Origin of the sequence: Paenibacillus sp. FSL K6-2524, from assembly GCF_038005525.1 — a bacterium.
Lineage (GTDB): Bacteria > Bacillota > Bacilli > Paenibacillales > Paenibacillaceae > Fontibacillus > Fontibacillus anaericanus.
The window spans coordinates 2,986,783-3,006,353 of sequence record NZ_JBBOSP010000001.1; the positions used below are offsets into that span (position 1 = coordinate 2,986,783).

The following is a 19,571-nucleotide window of genomic DNA, read 5'->3' on the forward strand; positions in this document are numbered from 1 at the left end:
CGATATTGCCGTAATGATTATAAAAGAGTTCGGATCGACACGAATGCAACAAATGGGAATTTAATTCCATTATAATACAATTTGTAATATGACAGAATTCATGACAACGATCACTATTTATTAGGCGAATATTATTGTAAAATCAATGAATTATCGAAAACTCCTTTTAATACATTTGTCGATTAATGTGGATAAAGTAAAAGATTAGGAGAGGGTAGGAATTTATCGTGCTCAATTTGTTATGTAAAAATTATTAAAGGGGGTTCTAGTTTTGAAGATAAGTAAACGCATTATAGCACTGAAAGTTATTATTGCTATGATTTTGAGTTTGATACCTACTTCTATGATTGCTGCACAACAGAATGAATACGATGTTAATTTAGCTTTGGGAAAGACGGTTGAAGTTTCAAGCATTTCAGGGAGTGAACCGTCGCTAGTAGCAAGTAATATTACAGATGGCCTTGCCAATACCCGGTGGGAATCGGATGCCGATGATAAGGGAACTGTAACGATTGACCTTGCTGACATATATGAATTTAATGAAATTTCAATTAATTGGGAAGGTACTTACGGAAAGGACTACACGTTGCAAGTTTCATCCGATATGACAGACTGGGAAACTGTTGCCACGATAAGCAATGCGTCAATCGGGTTAAATATACATAAATTTTCTGCAACAACTGCTCGCTACGTTAAGCTAGAGAATAGTCAATTTGAATCATCCACATTAATTAGTATTTTCGAGATAGAGGTATATAAGCGCAGAGTGCTTCCGGCTGATCAAATGATGACTAATATTATTCCTAGTGGTTCTAGTATTATCGGTGGATTTAATGCTGATCAAGCCATATTTGATGTCAATGTAGGTAAAGAGACAGCATCAATTGCGTTCACTCCTATTCTAGCAGGCAGCTCTGCAGTAGCTTTAGTAAATGGCGAGTCTGTAGTTAGAGGTGAGGAATCAGAGCAGATTGAGCTTACTGTGGGGTTAAATCCTATTCAAGTTGTAACGGCGGATCCTAGTGATGCAGACAACAATATTGTTTACACAATAAATGTGCACAGAAAGGATTACAACTTTAACGGTGAGCAATATGCTAATGTCGCTACATCGGTAGCGGCTGCCGATACGCTGGATCAAACATCAGGAGCAGGGGATCCGGGGAGCTCATATCGGGCGAACGGACTTGCACAAAGCTTTACGGCGGGTAAATCCGGCTATCTGAATCAAATTGAATTGTACATGGCGGATTACGGGAGCTCGGGAATTGTGTTTACGCTCAGTATCTATGCAGGAGAAAGCGTAGCCGGATCGGTGCTTGCTTCTGCGACTTTTGGCAGCAGCAATATTCCTACCAATCCAGGAGGCTGGACGACTGTTTTGTTCGATCAGCCGGCACAGTTGCAGGCAGGACAACAGTATACGATGCACTTAACGTCTTCCATCGGGGAAACGCCACAAACGACATGGAAGCTCTATGCTACCGACGTATATGCAGGAGGAAGAGCTTATACTGCTTCCAATTGGTCCAATTATGACATGGGCTTTACCACTTATGTTGGTGACTCTCCAAGGGATTATACGACTACGCTAACCGTGGCTCCCATAACCGGTACATATGGCCAATCTGTAAATATATCGGTGACGCTGACAACTCCGGAAGGGCCGCTTGCAGGAAAGAGAGTTAATGTCTACAGTGACGGAAGCGCTATAGGATACTTGACGACGAATTCAGCGGGGTATGGTTCAGGCAGCTATTCTCTTAGACAAGCTGCGGGCAGCTATGAACTTAAAGTATCGATAGCAGCTTCATATCCTTACCCTGCGGCGGAGCAGACAACGACGCTAACGGTCAACAAAGCCCCGCTCACTGTAACGCCTAACAATGTAACTAGACCCTATGGAACGTCTAATGGCAATTTCACAATGAGCTATGGGGGACTGATGGCATGGGACACGGCCTCCTCGCTTGGGCAACCGGTGCATTCTACTCCCGCTGACGCATCCAGCCCAATTGGAAATTATAACCTAACAGCCAGCGGTTTGACATCAACGAAGTACGCAATCACTTATTCGCCAGGCACTTTAACCGTAACGCCAGGAGCCTTAACCGTCACTACTGCGGATCGAGCGCGGGCATATGGACAAAGCAATCCATCTCTATCTGGTTCGATCACTGGTCTTGTTAATGGAGATGCTATTCTGGTGTCCTATTCGACAGCAGCAGCCGTATCAAGTCCAGTGGGATTGTATTCGATCGTTCCGGTCTTATCTGATCCGGGAGGCAAGCTGAGTAACTATCATGTTGTCATCAAGGAAGGCGAACTGACGGTTACGAAGGCAGAGCTACGCGTTGCACCGGATTCGGCGTCTAGATGGGTCGGCAAGACGAATCCGCAGTTAGACGGTAATCTTACAAGTGTTGTTGCCGGCGACTCAATTACCGCACAGTATGAATCGACGGCGACAGAAGTTAGCCCAGAAGGTGTTTATGATATTACTGCACAGCTTCTCGATCCGTTGAACCGTTTGTCCAATTATGAGGTCATAACCGACACTGGCAAGTTAACCGTCTATGCTGCTCCAAAGCCGGTGTTTGTCACAGGAGAGACGGCGGATGCGGTGAAATCGAATGTTGGGCTGCCGAGCGTAGATGGTGCAGGCCGTCCGATCCGCTGGACGTCTTCGGACAACAGCTTACTTGATGCAACAATAGGAGCCGTGCATCGGCCAGCTTACTCGGCGGGCGACTCAGCCGTAACGCTTGAAGCAGCGGTTGATGCGAATCAGACAACATATAACGTCTTATATAACTTAACGATCGCCACTGCCGATATGATGGATGAAGAGGCAGTAGACCGAGACATAGCGCTGCTTGCGATCGGATACGTAGCCGGTGATGACGAAACGCACGTGCGCAATGGACTGACGCTCCCAGCTGCAGGAACGAATGGCTCTGCCATTACATGGGCTTCAAGTCGAACGGAGCTGATTAATCCCACTAACGGTTCGGTATCACGGCCATCGTATGGGGCCGGCGACCAAAAGGTTACGCTAACGGCTACAGTAACGAAAGGGTTGGAATCGGACAGCCGCCAGTTTCAATTGATTGTTTTAAAGAATAATCGAATTGATGAGGGGCCTGCGCAACCTAAGGAACCCGATCATCCTAAAGAGCCTGAGCAGCCGCAATCGGATTTTTATATCTCTTTCATCGGCGAGAATAATAAGAAGGAACGAATTAAACTTAAACAGTCTGAAGTGAAATCCGGATTGATTGAGGTCGTTAAGAATGCAGCAACGGGATACTTCGAGCTGAGCGGAGAAACGGCACACAAGTTGCTCCGGTTGAATCCTTCGTTTGTGATTCAAGTGTCAACGGCCGGAGGCACAATGAAGTTGCCTGTCTCCGAGCTGGCTGCTGCCGCAGATAAGCAATATGCAGGCAAAGAAGGAGATAAACTCAACTTTGCGATATATGCTGGAGAGATTGAGGTTGCTGCTCCTTTATTGACAGAGCTGAAATCCCGGGGTGCAGAATTATTGTCTGGCCCTGTTCAGTTTAAGATTGTTATGAGCATTAGCGACGGGGCTGAAATCGCCATTGACCAATTAGCTAGCAAAGTAAAAAGGCGCATAGCAGTTCCAACTAACGATGAAGATACATTTGTAGCGGTATGGAACGAGCAGGTTCGACAGCTGCAATATGTTCCGGTCCGATATGAAAATATCGGAGGGAAAGCCTATGCGCTGCTTCCCATCAGCAGCGACGGCTTGTACGTGAATATTGATAACCGGAAATCTTTTGCCGATATGCAAGGACACTGGGCAAGAAACGAAGCGGAGAAGCTTGCTTCCTTGCTCATCTTTGAAGGAAAAGGGGAGGGCATCTTCGATCCGAATGCCGGCTTAACGCGAGCGGAGACAGCAGCGCTGCTGGTCAGGGCGCTAGACATTCCCGAGGCGGCTCAGCCCGCAGCTATATCCGATATTGCCGGGCAATGGTACGAAAAGGTGGTTTCCTCCGCAGAAGCGGCCGGATTGGTGACCGGGTACAAGAACGGAAGCTTCCGCCCGAATGATTTTGTTACAAGGGAAGAACTGGCGGTCATCCTTGCGAGAGCGATCGCATACGATAGCGTCTCCGCCTCCAATGCCCTGGAAAACGGTTCGACGCTGCTGAATGATTCGAGTGAAGTGTCGAAATGGGCTGCTGAGGCAGTGCAGCAAATGCTTGCATACGGCATCATCAAAGGCGACCATGCCGGAAATTTCAAACCGCATCAAACCACAACCCGTGCTGAAATGGCACTTATGCTGAGCCGTCTGCTCATCAAGCTTGGATATATGTGAAAAATTGCTGGTGCCTGTATTCAACAGTCGCCAGTTTTTTTGCATTCGATTATAACATACAGTTTTCTTATATAGTTATATTCCGCCCCTAATGGCAAAACAAATGAGCGCTCTCGTCATTTCTTCATAAGAACAGATAAGCGGGTCATGAAGTAGTAATCTAAAAATAAGTTTTTTTCTATCAATAATAGTTGATTACTCATATATATAACAATTTTAATGCTGACTATAATTGGGATTATGGTAACATTTCCAGAATTGGAGGATGAACATGAAAACGAAGATGACAAGCAATAGGTTTATTTTAATTAGCGCCATTGCACTGTCTGTCTTGTTAGTGTTTACATATTTAGGTTCATATTTTTTGACTGATTCTGTGAAAATGAAGCCGCAAGTTCCATTAACCACCTTATCTGAAGTGAAAACTGGAGGGAAAAGTGAAATGAAATCTGAAGATTTAGATGAATTAATTGTTGGTCAAAGTCGCGTTCTTACCGATTCCCAGGTCCCATCCTTATGGGGTACATTAGATCCACAATTTTCACCTGATAATGCCGTTGCCGCCGTACAATATGCACTGCCACAAGAGGAATATGAACAATTGTTCCCTTACCGCATTGGCACGTCGGAATGGCATAAATTTGCCGCTGATCAACCAAATTACAATGCAGAGCAAACCGACTATTATTCCTATAATAACTTGATTGCTGCCGTTAAGGATGTAGCTAATATCAAATATAAGGTGGAGTACAGACAGGACGATTCTAAGAACAGTCGCGTATTTCGATTAGTTAAAGGAACAAAGACGGAAACGCTCATCTACCAAAATGCTAATTTTAAAAAAGTAAAGAGCCCGATTCTATCGAAAACGGTCGATTTTGGTTCTTTTATTAAAGAAGGCTCTGATTTGAAACGAAAGCATGAGTTGGCAGCTTTTCTTGCCAATATTTCGCATGAAACGGGCGGAGGTATGCCAACATCTCCTGGAGGTCCGTTTGCATGGGGGTTGTATTGGAATGAGGAAATATCTTATATCAACACCACTACGGTCAATTACGTTGAAGAAAATGACAACTTTCCGCCAGTTGCGGGCAAATCTTATCATGGACGTGGACCGATACAGCTAAGTTGGAACTACAATTACGGATTGATTAGTGGAATTATTTATGGCACCAAAGATAAGCTGCTTCAGCAGCCTGAGAATATTGTAAATGACGGCAAGTTAGGCTTTATGACAGCGATCCTGTTCTGGATGACACCACAACCTCCGAAGCCTTCCGCTCACGATGTGATGGTTGGCAACTGGACACCTTCAGAATCGGATATTTCTAAAGGATTAACACAGCCAGGCTTTGGTATTACCATTATGATCATTAACGGGAATCTTGAAGGCAACTTAGACGAAACTGACCGTCGTATCGGTCGCCGCGTTGGTTTTTATCGTAAAATTACAACTCAAATGGGGATTTCGATTGATGGAGAGAAAGTAAATACATTAGGTATGAGTCCATTTAAAAGCTGTACGCCGCGAAAAATAAACGGTATTGATTAAGGATTTACTAAATTATGCTTCGCTGTCTAACCATTATTAATGGAATCGGGGCACTTCATAATAAGGTGCCTTTTTTCATAAATGATGTATGAATTTTTGGACAAAAGAGTGTAGTGCCGTATCAAAATTAGCTTGTGATGATCAGAGCTATAAGATCAACTCCGCAAGACGATAAATCCCCTGCTCAATCGATGTTTCATCTACTTTTGCAAACCCCAACACCCATCCCTTTCTTTTACTTTCCAAGCAATAAGGTCCAAGAGGGTATATACGTATTCCCTGTTGTAGGGCTAATTTTGTCACATTTTCTTCGTCGTATGACTCTTCAGCTTCAAGTAACATATGCAATCCCGTTTCTACTCCACTTAGTGTGAAACGTTCCCCTAAACCGCTAGCCATAATAGCCTTTGTCATGGCTTCGTGCCTGCGTCGGTACACATTTCTGACTCTTCTCATATGTCGCATAAAATGCCCATTCTTAATGAAGTGGGTTAGTGTTAGCTGATCCATAATCGGAAGATGACGGTAAGTGAGTTCCTGTACCTTCGCTAGTTGAGCAATGGACTCGACGGAACCAACGATAGCCGAAATGCGAATGCCTGGAGCAATCATTTTAGAAAAACTCATGAGGTACAAAGTATTGTTAGATGCCTGACTAAACAGTGTTGGAAGCGGCTCCCCACGATAGCGAAATTCACTGTCATAATCGTCCTCAATGATCCAAAATTGCTCTTGAGCGGCCTTATGTAGCAATTGTTGCCTACGCGGTTCCGACATAACGACTCCGACCGCGCACTGGTGCGAAGGGGTCGCAAAGATCAGTTTGGATTGTGGGTGAATATGCTCAACCACTAGACCATACTCATCAACGGGAACGGGCACCACATTCATACGCCGGTATTTCATCGCCATCCAGGCAGATGGAAAACCGGGATCTTCTACAGAGACAGTGTTCCCATCAGCTAAAAGTGCTTGTGCGATTAAGTCGATACTATGCTGAGCTCCCGAGGTCAATAAAATCTGATTGGTTTGGATATGGATGCCTCGTTCAAGTGATAAATAACGCTGAATTTCCTCACGTAGTGGTGTGAAACCATAGGGATTACTGTAAGCCCAGCTTGATAAATCCATTTCAGCGGATGCGTGGAGAAGCGATTGTCGCCAGTTCTTTTGAAATTGTCCATCCAAATAAGGTTCATGGGGACTAAAATCAATATCGACCTCACGTTGTTCTTTCCCTCTGAACCAGTCATGTAATTGATCGACAGCCGAGTTTAACAATGGAAGTGAGGGGGGGAGGGGGCCATCTTTTATGATTTCCTTCTTTGACTCCGTGACTTGCTTCCATCTACTAACTCGCGTTCCTCCTCGGCGAGATGTAACTGTATAACCTCGACTTAGCAATTCCTCATAGACGATCTGTATAGTTGAGCGAGAGACACCTACCATGTGAGCAAGTTCACGGGTAGGGATCAGCAACTCTCCTGGCGCCCAGATTCCACTAGTAATATTATGAATGGCTTGATCAAGCAATTGCTGCCAGATGGGTCTTTTATCATTACGAATTACTTTCATCATCGTACACACCTCCAAATAGAAGTTCCAACTATAAAATTAAATTATGGATTGTTCAAAAATGTATTATTTGGATGTTTTAACGCAATCCAATCATTGATATACTACCGTAACAACGCTAGTATTTGCAATCTAGTCGTTGCCGCACTCTAGAAGACTATCGGAGTTAAGACAATTGGAGTGTGATGAATATTTTATGAATGAAGGAGAGATTTCGAAATGGATAGAGTTCGTTACAAGATCAGGGAGTGCCAGGATCAAGTGAAGATTGAAAGTTTCCTTCACCGATCGAGAATTGGGTATCTTGGGTTGGTTGATGGAAACCGCCCCTATGTTGTACCGCTTAATTATGTATGGACTGATGGGAAGCTCTATTTTCACGGGGCTGGAGATGGAAGACGTAATCAGGTAATGAGTGAAAATCCAGAGGTATGTTTTACGGTATGTGAGGAATACGGAACCATCACGGATCCGGTACCTGCCAAAACGGATACGGCTTATATGAGCGTAATGATATTTGGAAAAGCAGAGCCAATCACAGATTTGGACGAAGCCACTCATGTACTTCAGGAAATGATGAATAAATATGTACCCGGCTATCATAACCGCCCCTTGTCGAAGCAGCATGTGGACAAGTATAGGTCGGCTGTATTCGGTGGACCGGTTCAAGTTTGCCGAGTAATTCCGCACCAGGTGACAGCAAAAGAAAGCCCTATTGAAGCGGAGAAAATGTATAAAACGAACTCGAATGTCGAACGAGGAATTTAAATAAAAGTTAACGTTACAAGCGAATGCCCTATGACTATGTAATATAGTATTGGGCATTTTTTCGTTATTAATTATAATTATTTTGCCTGAGTTACTTAGTGGAGATATAATACTAAAGCTAACTGACCCTGCTGAAGACCTCTCAATTGCAGGAATAGATCTATCTGTCGTGGAATATATCAGTAACCGCAGTATTGAATATCAGGCGTATTCCGGGTACGCCTTAGTGCAGGAGGAGAACTACATGAAGGTGATTACCGTTCAAAGTCTTGTGGAGACGTTCAAATTAGAAGTGCTTGCGGGAGCCAGCCACATGGATCATGTGATTACCCGTCCACGGACGCACAGACCGGGGCTGGAGTTCGTAGGGTATTTTGATTTTTTTCCTATGGAGCGGGTGCAAGTGCTCGGCCGCAAGGAAATTAACTATTTATTGACGCTAAGCGTAGAAGAACGCAAGCTGCATATCGGAAACATTGTCAAATATCATCCGCCGTGCTTTATTGTGACGTCGGGGCAGCAAGAGATTCCCTATCTGATCCTGTTCTGCAATCAAGAGGGCATTCCGCTATTGCGGACGGAAGAGACGACCACGGAGTTTATCGCCAAGCTGGATAGATATCTAGTAAAGAGTCTGGCTCCAGAACTGTCAATCCATGGGGTATGCGTGAATGTATCGGGCATTGGGGTTCTGCTTAGAGGAAAATCTGGGATTGGAAAAAGCGAGACGGCCCATACGCTCATTCGAAGAGGTCACCGGTTCGTAGCGGATGATATAGTGGTGCTCAAGAAGCTTGGTCCGACGACACTTCTCGGCACGCATAATGAGACAACACGCGAGTTCCTCGCACTGCGTAGTATTGGTCTGATCAATGTTGTACGCCAATATGGACGCAAGGCATTTCAGGACGAGACAAGAATTGTGCTCGATATTGAACTGGCCCCGTGGCAGGATAACTCTCTGAACAACGAGTTGGAGGTTGTTCCTCAATTCACAGAATATCTCGGCGTCCAAATTCCACATATCGAAGTCCAGCTTCAGCCTGGACGCGACGTAGCCGGTTTAATCGAGGCAGCGGCCAACAATTGGTATCTCAAGCAGCTCGGCTACAGCGCAGCCGAAGAGTTCATGCAGCGGATCGAAAATGAGATGCAGTAGGGAGCGACTTAAACAAGTATTTAACTATAAAGAAGGAGCCGGTATCATCGCCGGCTCCTTCTTTATTTGATTATTTAATAGCATCCAAGGCAGCATTGAGTTGTGTTTCTACGGAAGTATTTACATATTGCATGCTTATGGTGTAACTGCTATCCGTTTCTTTTATTAAAGTCTTGATTTTGGTGTCTCCAACCTTCCACTCACTCGAAATGTAGCCTTCGTTGGAAAGGAGCGTAAGATATTGATCAAGTGTCTCCTTATTAATATCAACGGAACCTTTGGTTGGTTCCCCGTAAGCTTTAACTACAGTATTGAACATGCCGGAGTAAACACCGAGTAAGAAGGTTTCGTTATCTTCATTGCCTGTAATAATCGGAGTAAATACCAATTTGGCAAGTTTGTTTTTGTGAAATATATATAATTCTTCAGCACCTTTAGTAGAATCTTGGTACATTAGGAGATAAATATCGCCTTGTCCTCCCTCATCGATAGGCAGATTCTGACCAGCAGCGGCTTTAACTTCGTCAGGGGTTACTCCCCAAATCTGAATAGGGTCAGCTACTGTCGGCTTTTCCCCAATCCAGGCCATACCCTGAGAGGCATCTACGCCGATAGATTTTCCAGTTAATTGTTTGATTGCCGATAAAGGTATGTACGTGGTTCCGTTCATCGTCTTGACCGATGCGGGGAGGAGCATATCAGACCCGTTGATTTTGGCTTTTTTGCTTCCAACCTTCACGATTATAATGGAGCCAGCTGAATTTTTAGCTGTAATCGCCTTCGTCTGGTTATTGACGGTGGTAGTGTAGTTTAGTTCGGTTAGAACCGATTTCATTGGAACTAGAGTGCTGTTATTCTCCATTACGATTGGGAATTTTGCCGGCGAAACCTTGCCGTCAATATAGAGTGTGTAAGAAACGGAAGCAGCGGCGGATGTTGAGGAAGCGAAAGAAAAAAGGCCAGTGAAGATAACAAGACACCCTATAAGCATTAAATAAACTATTTTTTTCATAATATCTCCTTTGATTTGATTTCAAAATAATAGAATTATTTTCTTCAATATAACATAGTTGGTCCTATTGATTAATCCAAAATTTAACAAATGTCGACATTTTTTTATTCCAAAAATTCACTTTACATCTGTCGGTAACTCTGTTATTTTTGATAGTAACAAAATGTTATTATCACAAAGTTACTAAGTGGCATTTGAGGTTGCACTCTGAAAATGAGTGGAGAAAGCTGAGGGGATACAAGGTGAAGAAGTATGCGAATGATTGGAACTTGTTCGAGATAGTCTGGTTAGTTTTGTTTACCTCGATTGCTATCGGTTTTACGGTGATTTCTAAGGATTCTTTATTCGGTTTTACGGTCTTTATCACCGGGGTGCTATGTGTGGTGCTCGCGGCGAAAGGAAACCTGATGAGCTATGTTTTCGGTATGTACAATACTGTAGGCTACGCATATTTGGCTTATGTCAACGGTTTGTTTGGAGAGGTGATGCTAAATCTACTTTTCTTTGTACCTATGAATGTCATCGGCTTCTACATGTGGAAAAATAACCTTCAGGGTGGCAAACTGTCCATGCGCCAAATGCAGGTTAAGAGTCTGGTCCTCGTGGGGGTAATATGTGTATTGGGCTGCCTGCTGCTGGGGCTGGGACTTTCGTTCATTCCGGGGCAGAACTCGCCTTACATCGATGCTATTACAACGGTGTTATCCATCGTGGCTACTCTTTTAATGGTCAGAAGGTTCAAGGAACAATGGTTGGTCTATATCGTGCTGAATATGTTCACGGTGCTGCTGTGGGCGATTCGGATGTTCGAAGGTAGCGGCGAAGGTTTGCTGATGATCGTCATGTGGAGCGCGTATTTGGTTAATGCGGTATACGGCTATTACAACTGGAACAAAGGGGCCAAGGAGGTGTCCGCATGAAGACGCTTGGATTAACACTGGGGAAGTTCGCCCCGCTGCATAAAGGGCATCAGTTCATGTTCGAGACAGCACTGCAAGAGGTTGACGAATTGATTGTGGTGATCTACGAGACGACGGTCACCCCAATTCCGCTTCATATTCGGGCGAACTGGATTCGCAAGCTCTATCCGATGATACGGGTGATCGAAGCCTGGGACGGTCCGGACGGGTATTCGAACGACCGAGAACATGAGATCCGGGAAGAGCAGTATATTCTGGGGTTGCTAGAGGGAGAGCAAGTGACCCATTTCTACTCCAGCGAGTTTTACGGGGAGCATATGAGCATCGCTTTGGGTGCTATGGACCGTCGAGTAGATGAAGCTCGCGAGCGGGTTCCGATCTCGGCGACGATGGTCCGTTCCGATCCTTATAAGTACCGGGAGTTTGTAAGTGATATCGTGTACCCGGATTTGATCACGAAAGTGGTTTTTGTGGGAGCGATGTCGACCGGCAAATCCACGATCGCCAAAGCGTTGGCGGATCGTTATCGTACGACCTTTGCGAGTGAATACGGACGGGATTATTGGACCGAGCATCAGGTGGACCGCAGAATCGGCCTGGAAGCGTTCGACGAAATCGCGGTGGGGCATATTGAGCGGGAGGAGCAGGTTGTTCTGGAAGCGAACCGTTATCTTTTTGTGGATACCAATGCGATTACAACTTATATGTTCGCATTGGATTACCACGGCCGAGCCCCCGAGCTCTTAACCCGGATTGCCTTGGAAAACGCGCAGCGATACGATCTATTTTTTCTGTGCGACGACGATATTCCTTACGATGATACGTGGGACCGCAGCGGGGATCAGAAACGACAAGTTTTTCATAAGCAGATCATCGCGGACTTGCATGAGCGACGGATTCCCTTTATCACGCTGCGGGGCAACTTGGAGGAACGAATGCGCAAGGTAGAAGAGGTATTGGCGAAGTTCGAGCCCTACCGGAACTATTTCGGGGAATTGAACGGCTAGAATGAGATGCAATAGTGGGAACATTTTACGTACAGGCAGCGACATTTGTGCTTAGAATAAAGAATCAAGGAGGCGAAACTGATGGACTTGTTGGATCGTGATGGACTTACAGAAAGCGAATTTTTGGATCAGTACCGGGTTGGGGATTTCGAGCGGCCTTCGGTGGCGACGGACATGATCATTTTCACCGTGACGGACGCGGAGGCGGATAGCTACCGCAAGTTACCGGAAAAAGAGCTGCGGATGCTGCTCATTCGCCGGGGAGGACACCCTTTCCTGGGCAAATGGGCACTGCCGGGCGGATTTGCCCGCCCAGACGAGACAACGGAGCAGGCCGCGGCTCGGGAGTTATGTGAAGAGACCGGCGTGGAAGATGTTTATTTGGAGCAATTGTACACCTTCAGCGATGTTGGACGGGATCCCCGTACCTGGGTCATAAGCTGCAGCTATATGGCTTTGATCAATAGCGATCAGGTACAGTTGCAGGCCGGAGACGACGCTGCCGACGCCGCCTGGTTCAAGGTTTCCTATCGACTTCTACGGGAACGGAAAGAACTGATCGAAAATGGATACATCAAGACATTGGAATATGAGCTTAAGCTCAGTTGCGAAGAGGAAGAACTTACGGCGATTGTAGATCGGACGGTGACAGCAAAGGCGACTTCGACATCAACCGCCTACTCGATCGTATCGAATGACGGATTGGCATTTGATCATGCGAAGATAATAGCCTGCGCTATCGAGCGGCTACGGGGAAAAGTGAATTATACCGATATTGCGTTGCACTTGATGCCACAGCTGTTTACATTGACAGAGCTGCAGCAGGTTTACGAGGTGATCCTGGACAAAGAGCTGTTGAAGGCTGCTTTCCGGCGTAAAGTGGCTGATCTCGTAACGGAAACCGATCATTACACCGAAAATGCGGGGCACCGTCCTTCTCGCTTGTATCGGAGAAATTTGGAGGAATACTGATGATATATAATATTGAGGAGCTAAGAAAAGCATATAACGCGGGAAAAACATTTAAGTATATGTTCTTTTGGGGCCATACGCCACCAAAGGACGGCGGAGTCGACAAAAGCTGCTTCAGCCAATGGTGGATGAGCCCATTCGAGGTAGAGGGGACGGAATACTCATGTGCCGAGCAGTTTATAATGGCGGAAAAGGCAAGGCTGTTCGGAGATTACGAAATGCTGGATGCAATCCTTAAGGCCAAACACCCTAAGGAGATGAAAGCCTATGGACGCGCGGTTCGAAACTTCAACAATGACATTTGGGATAAGGAATGCTACGACATCGTCAAAAGAGGCAGCATGGCCAAATTTTCACAAGACTCGAAGCTTGGCGACTATCTCAAGTCGACGAAAAACCGTATTCTCGTCGAAGCCAGCCCACAGGATCGCATATGGGGGATTGGTATGGTCCAGTCCAATCCGGATGCCGAGAATCCTGTGAAATGGCGGGGCAGGAACTTGCTGGGATTCGCGCTGACCGAAGTCAGGGAAGAGTTGCTGCGGGATTAGCTTTTGCAAGCCGTGAACTATGGGTAAGTTCTGCTCAACTAATAAATAGTGACCTAAGCAAAGCGCAATAATATACTATATACCCTTAAATTTAAGATGTATATTTCTATGAGATTACCTTGAAAGGGAGTTTCCTCATGAATATTACATCTTTTTTATTGTACTGTTTTATTGTAACTTTCACTCCAGGACCTACTAATATCGTTATATTATCTACAGTACAAAAATTTGGGACAAAAAAGGCAATGGAATATACGTATGGTGCAACCATAGCTTTTGCTTTATTACTTGCTATTTCTGCTATGTTAAATACTATGCTAATAACGATAATGCCAAAAATATTATTTGCAATGCAGATCATCGGAAGTTTTTATATGTTCTATCTTGCTTATCAAATCTACAAAATGGATAGTTCAAAACCAACTGTATACCAAACTGCTAGCTTTATGTCAGGCTTCATTATGCAGTTTATAAATCCAAAGGTGTTAGTATTTACGATGACTGTAATTCCTAGTTTTATTATGCCTCACTATTTCACAAAGTCTGCAGTAACAGTTAGTGTTATAGTTATTACGCTTGTTGGTTTTTTAGCATTTGCTACATGGGTTCTTTTCGGTACAGTATTCAAGGAGTTTTTACTAAAGCATAAAAAGACTGTTAATGTCATGATGGCATTATTTTTAGCTTATGCAGCAGTAATGATATGGATATAGTTAAGCTAATTAAGAGGTGAGTAACATAGAAAAATTTATATATAAAAAATTGGCAGGTATTACTGCCTTGTCAGCAAGTATTACTGACTTTACTTATAAAAAGCACTCCCACCAGGAGTATGCTATGGGTGTAACATTGCGTGGTATTCAAGAGTATAACTTGGATGGCAGTTCACAATTATCCTATCAAAATGGTGTTATGCTTTTTAATCCAGAACAGGCACATGACGGAAGGGCACATGATGAGGCAGGACTTGACTATATTATGCTATATATTGAGCCACAATTGTTTTTAGAGGTTATTGAGAAAAAGGAGATAGTTCGTTTTTCAACCCCGATAGTGTATGACAATAAACTTAAACAAAGAATATTAAGTCTGTCTAATGCAATATTGAGCGAACAAGATGAGGCTTTGTGTAGTGAATTACTCTTATCACTCACAGAGATCCTTATTCAAACTAATCTCTCAACAGACTATAAGAAAGATAACACTATAATTAAAAAAGCAAAGGATATGCTTCACAGCAACTTAGGAAATGTACTTAAACTTGACGATATAAGTAAGGAGCTTAATTTATCGAAATTTCAGTTTATCAGATTATTCAAGGCACATACTGGAATTTCACCTTACCAATACTTTCTTAACTGCAAGATAGAACGCGCAAAGCAGTTAATAGACAAAAATGGAGATATCTATTCAGCTGTAGTTGAATGTGGTTTTGTTGATTTGACTCATTTAAATAAACACTTTAAAAGCGTATATGGAACAACAGCATTTGGATATAGTCACATTTAATATATTACTGAGCTTGTAGTTATACTCAGGGAGGAGCGTCTTAGTATGCCAAAATACGTAGAAATCGGTTACCCAATTTATGAAGGAATGCCTGTTTATCCAGGATTGCCAGAAGTGAAAATAGAGCCTAGAGAGCGTTTGGACAAAGGGGATGACTGGAACGGAAGTGTGTTAAGCATGTATCTTCATGCTGGTACCCATGTCGATGCCCCATGGCATCATATGAATAACGGTAAGGGAATAGATGCAGTTCCAATTGAAGACTTCATCTATCGAAAGCCGCTATTAATCAACTGCCCGGTTGGCCCGAACGGCTTTATCACCATCGAAACGCTCGAGGAATATGAAGACCTGTATGAAGCGGATATTCTGATCTTTAATACGGGCCATTGGAAACACCGGGAAACGAATTTCGAGAAATACGCTAATAATTTCCCAGCTGTCTCTCCAGAAGCTGCAGTATACATCCGTACGAAGTTGCCAAACTGCAAAGCAGTGGCCATTGATACCTTGAGCATTGAGAATTTGACAGAAGCAAAAGGAAACGGATATTTTGTCCACCATGCCTTCTTAGACCACGAAAAGTATGAAGAGCCGACAATGCTCGTTTATGAAGACATTAATCCAGCACCATTGGTTGGAAAAAAGCTCATTTCTGCTTTCACAGCACCACTCCGCATTAAAAACCACGATGCATCTGTCGTTAATGTCATCGTTGAAATTGAAGAATAAAAGGTTGTTCTTGACATGTTTAGTAAACGAACTAAGGAGAACCTGTTGTAATATCATCTGGAAAAGGGGATTTGAGGACAGGACAAGAAGTACAGTCTGTCCTTTTACTTTTTGAAAAGGAAACTTTTGATATCAGACGATGAGGATAGTAAGAGTTTAAAGTTAGAAACTCTGTTGAATCAATACGTTAACGGGCAGGACTTAGGTTTTGTTATCCTTGATTGTTGGTTATTTGCCAAAAGAAAAACCGCCAATAATTAAACATCGGAAGGAGTTAATTCGTACAGGCTGCGCACCTCGCACTGAAGCGTATCGGCGATCGAAATCGCGAGCTTAAGAGACATCACTCTTTTATTGTCGATAAAGTCATCCAGCCGCTCCCGTCTCACACGCAGTTCCAGCGCCAGCCGTTCCAGCGGCATGCCTGCTTCCTGAAGTCTTTCCTCTAGCAGGCAACGGCCAAGTTCGTACTTCAATATGCATATGCCCCTCTCAGAAAAAATCGTCCAACGAATCTTATGATTTCCTTTCCGCTTTAGCTTTATCCTCGGGTTGGATCTCGTGAATCGTGAGCGTAAACAGCGTGCTCGCCCAGGCACTCTTGATGGATACCTCTTCGTCCAGCGCCCGGGTATTACTAAACATTTGGTGTTACGATTTGAAGGATATTTCATGGTATGTTCAAGAGATTCACAAAATCAGACAACTAAATTGGCTGGATTTTGATGAAAACGAACAGAAATCATTAAATCGAAACTTTGACAGTCTAAAACGGCAACTGGAGAGTTGTTTAAGTACAGTAATGAAAAGAGAACCATTAGATAGGATAATTCGTCTAGAAATAGAACAGTTTTTTATGCCTATAGATACAATGTTTAAAATATATCAAAGGTTATTAAAGATTGAGCCGAAAGATTTTAGTGTCTTCGTAGATTTCGCAGACTATTTACTGTTATATGGTCCCGATTGGGAAGAAGAAGCTAACGACACTTTAATGTATGTTACATCAAATGACCTGCAAGGAATGTATCGTGTAGCTTTAAGCGTCAATTATGATAAGTATAATGAATAAACTCTGGTTACACGCTAGTTTAATCATTAAAGCGGCAGTCAAGGACTTTGTTAACGTCTCTTGATCTGCCGCTTTGACTTAGCATTTATATACTTTTTAGTTCAACACATAGTCTCCGGATCCCTTATATTTATTAGTTTTTGGATTCCACGTCATGATGCCTTCAGCAAGATCCCATCCACCTTCGAGCTTATAGTTTTTCCAGAGCTGATGAACTCTACCTTTTTTGTCAATTTGAACATCTACATCACCCATTAGTTCTAGAACCTGCTTCAAAGTTCCATCTTTAAGTCGATAAACGTACAGTTGAGTATTTGATGGTAGATAGTAACCTTTAACAGCGATATGTTTTTCTTTACTATTTACAGCGTAAATTTGAATGTCTACTTCATCAAAACCTCCGTCGGCTGAAAAACCGGTATTAATTAAAACAACCGTTCTCTTAGCATTAATCAAATAAAAATTTCCTGATTCTGTGATAATAAAAGATTCCATTTTCTTATCTGAATTAACATCCGCGGTTTTGATAATTTTAATAATTTCATTAGGATATTTCTTGTTTAAGATATCTTGTGGCTTTAAAGATTGGGCATTTGAAATTGAAAAATTTGACCAAGATACAAAACATATGAAGATAAGGGTCGATACTAGTACTTTTACTTTCATGTGAGCCTCCGTCTATCTGTTTATAGTTGCTGTAATTAATTTCGAGATAAAACAAAGTAATCCTTCTTATCTTTGCTATAATAGCATGGACAACTTAGAGAAATTCGGAGGATTTATTATGCTTCAAAAGACTCATAGCATCGCTGGTATTGTGGCTGTGGAAACTGTTATTATGCATTATCATCAACCGCTGCTATCATGGGAATCAGGTGCAGCGCTGCTTATTGGGTGTCTGGCAGGGCCACTCGCCGACGTTGATAAGAAGGGATCGACCATGGCGAAGATCTTTTTGCCTATTTCTTTTATCCTTCAATTACTTAGAGTGAAGCATCGGACATTTACGCACTCCTTGTTTTTCCTTGCGGGATTGGCTGCATTACTAACTCCGTTACCTTTATTTTTCTTCTGGAGCTTTTTACTAGCTTATGCGTCGCATCCGTTAATCGATATGTTTAATGAGCAGGGGATTGCATTATTTTGGCCATGGAAAAAGAAGTTTCGGTTGTTACCCAGCATATTTTCGATTAAAACGGGTTCCAATGCGGAAGATTCATTCCGACTCGTTTTATTGGTTGTAATGGTCATGCTTCCGATCTTTTATATGCTGCCTGAAGGTATTTTATAGTAAGTAAAATTAATCTGGGGTGAATAAATCGAATGATTACGAATGAACAAATAAGAGCGACAGAGGTGCTTTTGACGGGTGTAAATGGAGAGAACTTGGGAGTGGTGCCCACCAAAGAAGCGCTGCAAATGGCGAAGTCGCTCAAAGTAGATTTGGTATGTACATCGCTTATGTCCAGTCCCCCTCCATGTAAACTGGCGGGTAAAGGTGCATCCAAAATGGAAAAGAATAAGGCTCAACAACAAGAACGCAAGGCATCAACCGGAACGAAGTTAAAGGAAATCAGACTTACTTCGCTGATCGAAGAGCATGATTATGATACAAAGAAACGGCAAGCCGAACGAATTCTAACTGCGGGAAATGATGTGCAATTAACGGTACTTGTTGATAAGAAGAAAACCGATCCGGCCAAACAGTTGGTGGAACGCCTCATTCGCGATCTAGAGCATTGCGGTAAGCAGGATAAAGGAATTCAGGTTAGTGGGAAGCAAGTGATTGCGATTCTGCGTGCCAAATAACTTTCGCAACTTCCTATCTATTATCGCCGTCTAGGATGTAGAGGGGGAGTTGGGGTGAGAAAGAAATCATGGATATCCTTGCTAATGTTAGTTTTGCTTGCGATAACGTTCTATATAGGATATACAGTGGGTATTAAGCACAACTCAGACAATACTATTCAATCAAAATGGATAAAGGATGGGAAACCACCTCTACCAGAGATAGATATTGATGGTGTGGCAATTAAAGTCGTTCAAGGTAGTTACACTTGGTGTTCCTCATCATTGGGTAACGAATCTAGTTGTGAAAGTGTGGATATGTCTTTGTCCGAGATACCTTCGACCCTTGTCCCTGCGGGTGCACAGATAAACATTAAAGCGCCTAAAAGAATCAAAGAATTTTCATTAATAAACACAAATCAAGATTTAGATAACGAAGATCCTTATTTCGTGCCCATGGATAAAGGAGTATATTTGTACAAAATTGAATGTGATTGGTTCTTGGATCAAGGGCATTCCGATTATTTGTTCTCCGTCGAAGTTAAATAAATACGAAACAGATGGAATGGTGGCCAATGAGGTCGCCATTTTTCTATTTGC

Annotated in this window: 19 protein-coding genes; 15 read left to right on the forward strand and 4 right to left on the reverse strand. The window is 43.3% G+C overall.

Features of this window, described 5'->3' with window-relative positions:
• The first annotated feature begins 271 nt into the window (after positions 1 to 271).
• Together NST85_RS13475 and NST85_RS13480 are read left to right on the forward strand one after the other, a co-directional pair.
• The gene (locus tag NST85_RS13475; protein WP_341189549.1) at positions 272 to 4,354 is read left to right on the forward strand and encodes an immunoglobulin-like domain-containing protein; all 4,083 of its coding nucleotides are present in this window, start codon (positions 272 to 274) and stop codon (positions 4,352 to 4,354) included.
• Between the two features lie 271 nt (positions 4,355 to 4,625).
• Positions 4,626 to 5,906, forward strand: a complete 1,281-nt coding sequence (locus tag NST85_RS13480) for a chitinase (protein ID WP_341189550.1) — start codon at positions 4,626 to 4,628, stop codon at positions 5,904 to 5,906.
• Between the two features lie 147 nt (positions 5,907 to 6,053).
• Here the strand turns inward: NST85_RS13480 and pdxR are convergent, their stop codons facing one another.
• On the reverse strand, positions 6,054 to 7,484 hold the full coding sequence (gene pdxR / locus NST85_RS13485) for a MocR-like pyridoxine biosynthesis transcription factor PdxR (RefSeq protein ID WP_341189551.1): 1,431 nt from the start codon (positions 7,482 to 7,484) through the stop codon (positions 6,054 to 6,056).
• A 216-nt stretch (positions 7,485 to 7,700) separates the two neighbouring features.
• Between pdxR and NST85_RS13490 the strand changes: the two genes are divergently transcribed.
• Positions 7,701 to 8,249, forward strand: a complete 549-nt coding sequence (locus NST85_RS13490) for a pyridoxamine 5'-phosphate oxidase family protein (RefSeq protein WP_127191426.1) — start codon at positions 7,701 to 7,703, stop codon at positions 8,247 to 8,249.
• A 244-nt stretch (positions 8,250 to 8,493) separates the two neighbouring features.
• Positions 8,494 to 9,408, forward strand: a complete 915-nt coding sequence (gene hprK / locus NST85_RS13495; RefSeq protein ID WP_127191463.1) for an HPr(Ser) kinase/phosphatase — start codon at positions 8,494 to 8,496, stop codon at positions 9,406 to 9,408.
• A gap of 70 nt (positions 9,409 to 9,478) precedes the next feature.
• On the opposite strand, the gene NST85_RS13500 is transcribed toward hprK, so the two are convergent.
• Entirely contained in the window at positions 9,479 to 10,420 is a 942-nt protein-coding gene (locus NST85_RS13500) for a copper amine oxidase N-terminal domain-containing protein (RefSeq protein ID WP_127191425.1), read from the reverse strand.
• Positions 10,421 to 10,614: 194 nt separating this feature from the next.
• On the opposite strand from NST85_RS13500, the gene pnuC reads away from it, so the two are divergent.
• The 7 genes from pnuC (at position 10,615) to NST85_RS13535 (ending at position 16,111) form a co-directional block, all read left to right on the forward strand.
• The gene (gene pnuC, locus NST85_RS13505) at positions 10,615 to 11,340 is read left to right on the forward strand and encodes a nicotinamide riboside transporter PnuC (protein WP_341189552.1); all 726 of its coding nucleotides are present in this window, start codon (positions 10,615 to 10,617) and stop codon (positions 11,338 to 11,340) included.
• Entirely contained in the window at positions 11,337 to 12,347 is a 1,011-nt protein-coding gene (locus NST85_RS13510; protein ID WP_127191423.1) for an AAA family ATPase, read from the forward strand. Before pnuC ends, NST85_RS13510 begins: the two co-directional genes overlap by 4 nt.
• Positions 12,348 to 12,428: 81 nt before the next feature.
• Positions 12,429 to 13,319: an NUDIX hydrolase gene (locus NST85_RS13515; RefSeq protein ID WP_127191422.1), complete on the forward strand. Its 891-nt coding sequence runs from the start codon at positions 12,429 to 12,431 to the stop codon at positions 13,317 to 13,319.
• Entirely contained in the window at positions 13,319 to 13,870 is a 552-nt protein-coding gene (locus NST85_RS13520) for an NADAR family protein (protein ID WP_127191421.1), read from the forward strand. Before NST85_RS13515 ends, NST85_RS13520 begins: the two co-directional genes overlap by 1 nt.
• Positions 13,871 to 14,007: 137 nt before the next feature.
• Positions 14,008 to 14,583, forward strand: coding sequence for a LysE family translocator (locus NST85_RS13525; RefSeq protein WP_127191420.1), 576 nt, complete (start codon positions 14,008 to 14,010; stop codon positions 14,581 to 14,583).
• 25 nt (positions 14,584 to 14,608) lie between these two features.
• On the forward strand, positions 14,609 to 15,379 hold the full coding sequence (locus NST85_RS13530) for a helix-turn-helix domain-containing protein (RefSeq protein ID WP_127191462.1): 771 nt from the start codon (positions 14,609 to 14,611) through the stop codon (positions 15,377 to 15,379).
• A 45-nt stretch (positions 15,380 to 15,424) separates the two neighbouring features.
• Entirely contained in the window at positions 15,425 to 16,111 is a 687-nt protein-coding gene (locus NST85_RS13535; protein ID WP_127191419.1) for a cyclase family protein, read from the forward strand.
• A gap of 257 nt (positions 16,112 to 16,368) precedes the next feature.
• Here the strand turns inward: NST85_RS13535 and NST85_RS13540 are convergent, their stop codons facing one another.
• Positions 16,369 to 16,587, reverse strand: a complete 219-nt coding sequence (locus NST85_RS13540) for an XRE family transcriptional regulator (protein WP_211350058.1) — start codon at positions 16,585 to 16,587, stop codon at positions 16,369 to 16,371.
• A gap of 182 nt (positions 16,588 to 16,769) precedes the next feature.
• Between NST85_RS13540 and NST85_RS13545 the strand changes: the two genes are divergently transcribed.
• Positions 16,770 to 17,183, forward strand: coding sequence for a hypothetical protein (locus NST85_RS13545; RefSeq protein ID WP_148125748.1), 414 nt, complete (start codon positions 16,770 to 16,772; stop codon positions 17,181 to 17,183).
• Positions 17,184 to 17,279: 96 nt separating this feature from the next.
• Here NST85_RS13545 and NST85_RS13550 read toward each other — a convergent pair whose 3' ends face one another.
• Positions 17,280 to 17,849, reverse strand: coding sequence for a hypothetical protein (locus NST85_RS13550; RefSeq protein WP_127191417.1), 570 nt, complete (start codon positions 17,847 to 17,849; stop codon positions 17,280 to 17,282).
• A gap of 118 nt (positions 17,850 to 17,967) precedes the next feature.
• On the opposite strand from NST85_RS13550, the gene NST85_RS13555 reads away from it, so the two are divergent.
• The 3 genes from NST85_RS13555 to NST85_RS13565 are packed head-to-tail and all read left to right on the forward strand — an operon-like array spanning position 17,968 to position 19,520.
• On the forward strand, positions 17,968 to 18,474 hold the full coding sequence (locus NST85_RS13555) for a metal-dependent hydrolase (RefSeq protein WP_127191416.1): 507 nt from the start codon (positions 17,968 to 17,970) through the stop codon (positions 18,472 to 18,474).
• A 32-nt stretch (positions 18,475 to 18,506) separates the two neighbouring features.
• On the forward strand, positions 18,507 to 18,992 hold the full coding sequence (gene infC / locus NST85_RS13560) for a translation initiation factor IF-3 (protein WP_127191415.1): 486 nt from the start codon (positions 18,507 to 18,509) through the stop codon (positions 18,990 to 18,992).
• Positions 18,993 to 19,046: 54 nt separating this feature from the next.
• A complete protein-coding gene (locus NST85_RS13565) occupies positions 19,047 to 19,520 on the forward strand; it encodes a hypothetical protein (RefSeq protein ID WP_127191414.1) in 474 nt (157 codons plus the stop codon).
• Positions 19,521 to 19,571 lie beyond the last annotated feature (51 nt).

Bases quoted from the DNA above. Each gene is read 5' to 3' on its own strand.
- NST85_RS13490 (WP_127191426.1), top strand. From the start codon at position 7,701: ATGGATAGAGTTCGTTACAAGATCAGGGAGTGCCAGGATCAAGTGAAG.
- NST85_RS13515 (WP_127191422.1), top strand. From the start codon at position 12,429: ATGGACTTGTTGGATCGTGATGGACTTACAGAAAGCGAATTTTTGGAT.
- NST85_RS13510 (WP_127191423.1), top strand. From the start codon at position 11,337: ATGAAGACGCTTGGATTAACACTGGGGAAGTTCGCCCCGCTGCATAAA.
- NST85_RS13525 (WP_127191420.1), top strand. From the start codon at position 14,008: ATGAATATTACATCTTTTTTATTGTACTGTTTTATTGTAACTTTCACT.
- NST85_RS13535 (WP_127191419.1), top strand. From the start codon at position 15,425: ATGCCAAAATACGTAGAAATCGGTTACCCAATTTATGAAGGAATGCCT.
- pdxR (WP_341189551.1), bottom strand. From the start codon at position 7,484: ATGATGAAAGTAATTCGTAATGATAAAAGACCCATCTGGCAGCAATTG.
- NST85_RS13520 (WP_127191421.1), top strand. From the start codon at position 13,319: ATGATATATAATATTGAGGAGCTAAGAAAAGCATATAACGCGGGAAAA.
- infC (WP_127191415.1), top strand. From the start codon at position 18,507: ATGATTACGAATGAACAAATAAGAGCGACAGAGGTGCTTTTGACGGGT.
- NST85_RS13500 (WP_127191425.1), bottom strand. From the start codon at position 10,420: ATGAAAAAAATAGTTTATTTAATGCTTATAGGGTGTCTTGTTATCTTC.
- hprK (WP_127191463.1), top strand. From the start codon at position 8,494: ATGAAGGTGATTACCGTTCAAAGTCTTGTGGAGACGTTCAAATTAGAA.
- NST85_RS13555 (WP_127191416.1), top strand. From the start codon at position 17,968: ATGCTTCAAAAGACTCATAGCATCGCTGGTATTGTGGCTGTGGAAACT.
- NST85_RS13480 (WP_341189550.1), top strand. From the start codon at position 4,626: ATGAAAACGAAGATGACAAGCAATAGGTTTATTTTAATTAGCGCCATT.
- NST85_RS13550 (WP_127191417.1), bottom strand. From the start codon at position 17,849: ATGAAAGTAAAAGTACTAGTATCGACCCTTATCTTCATATGTTTTGTA.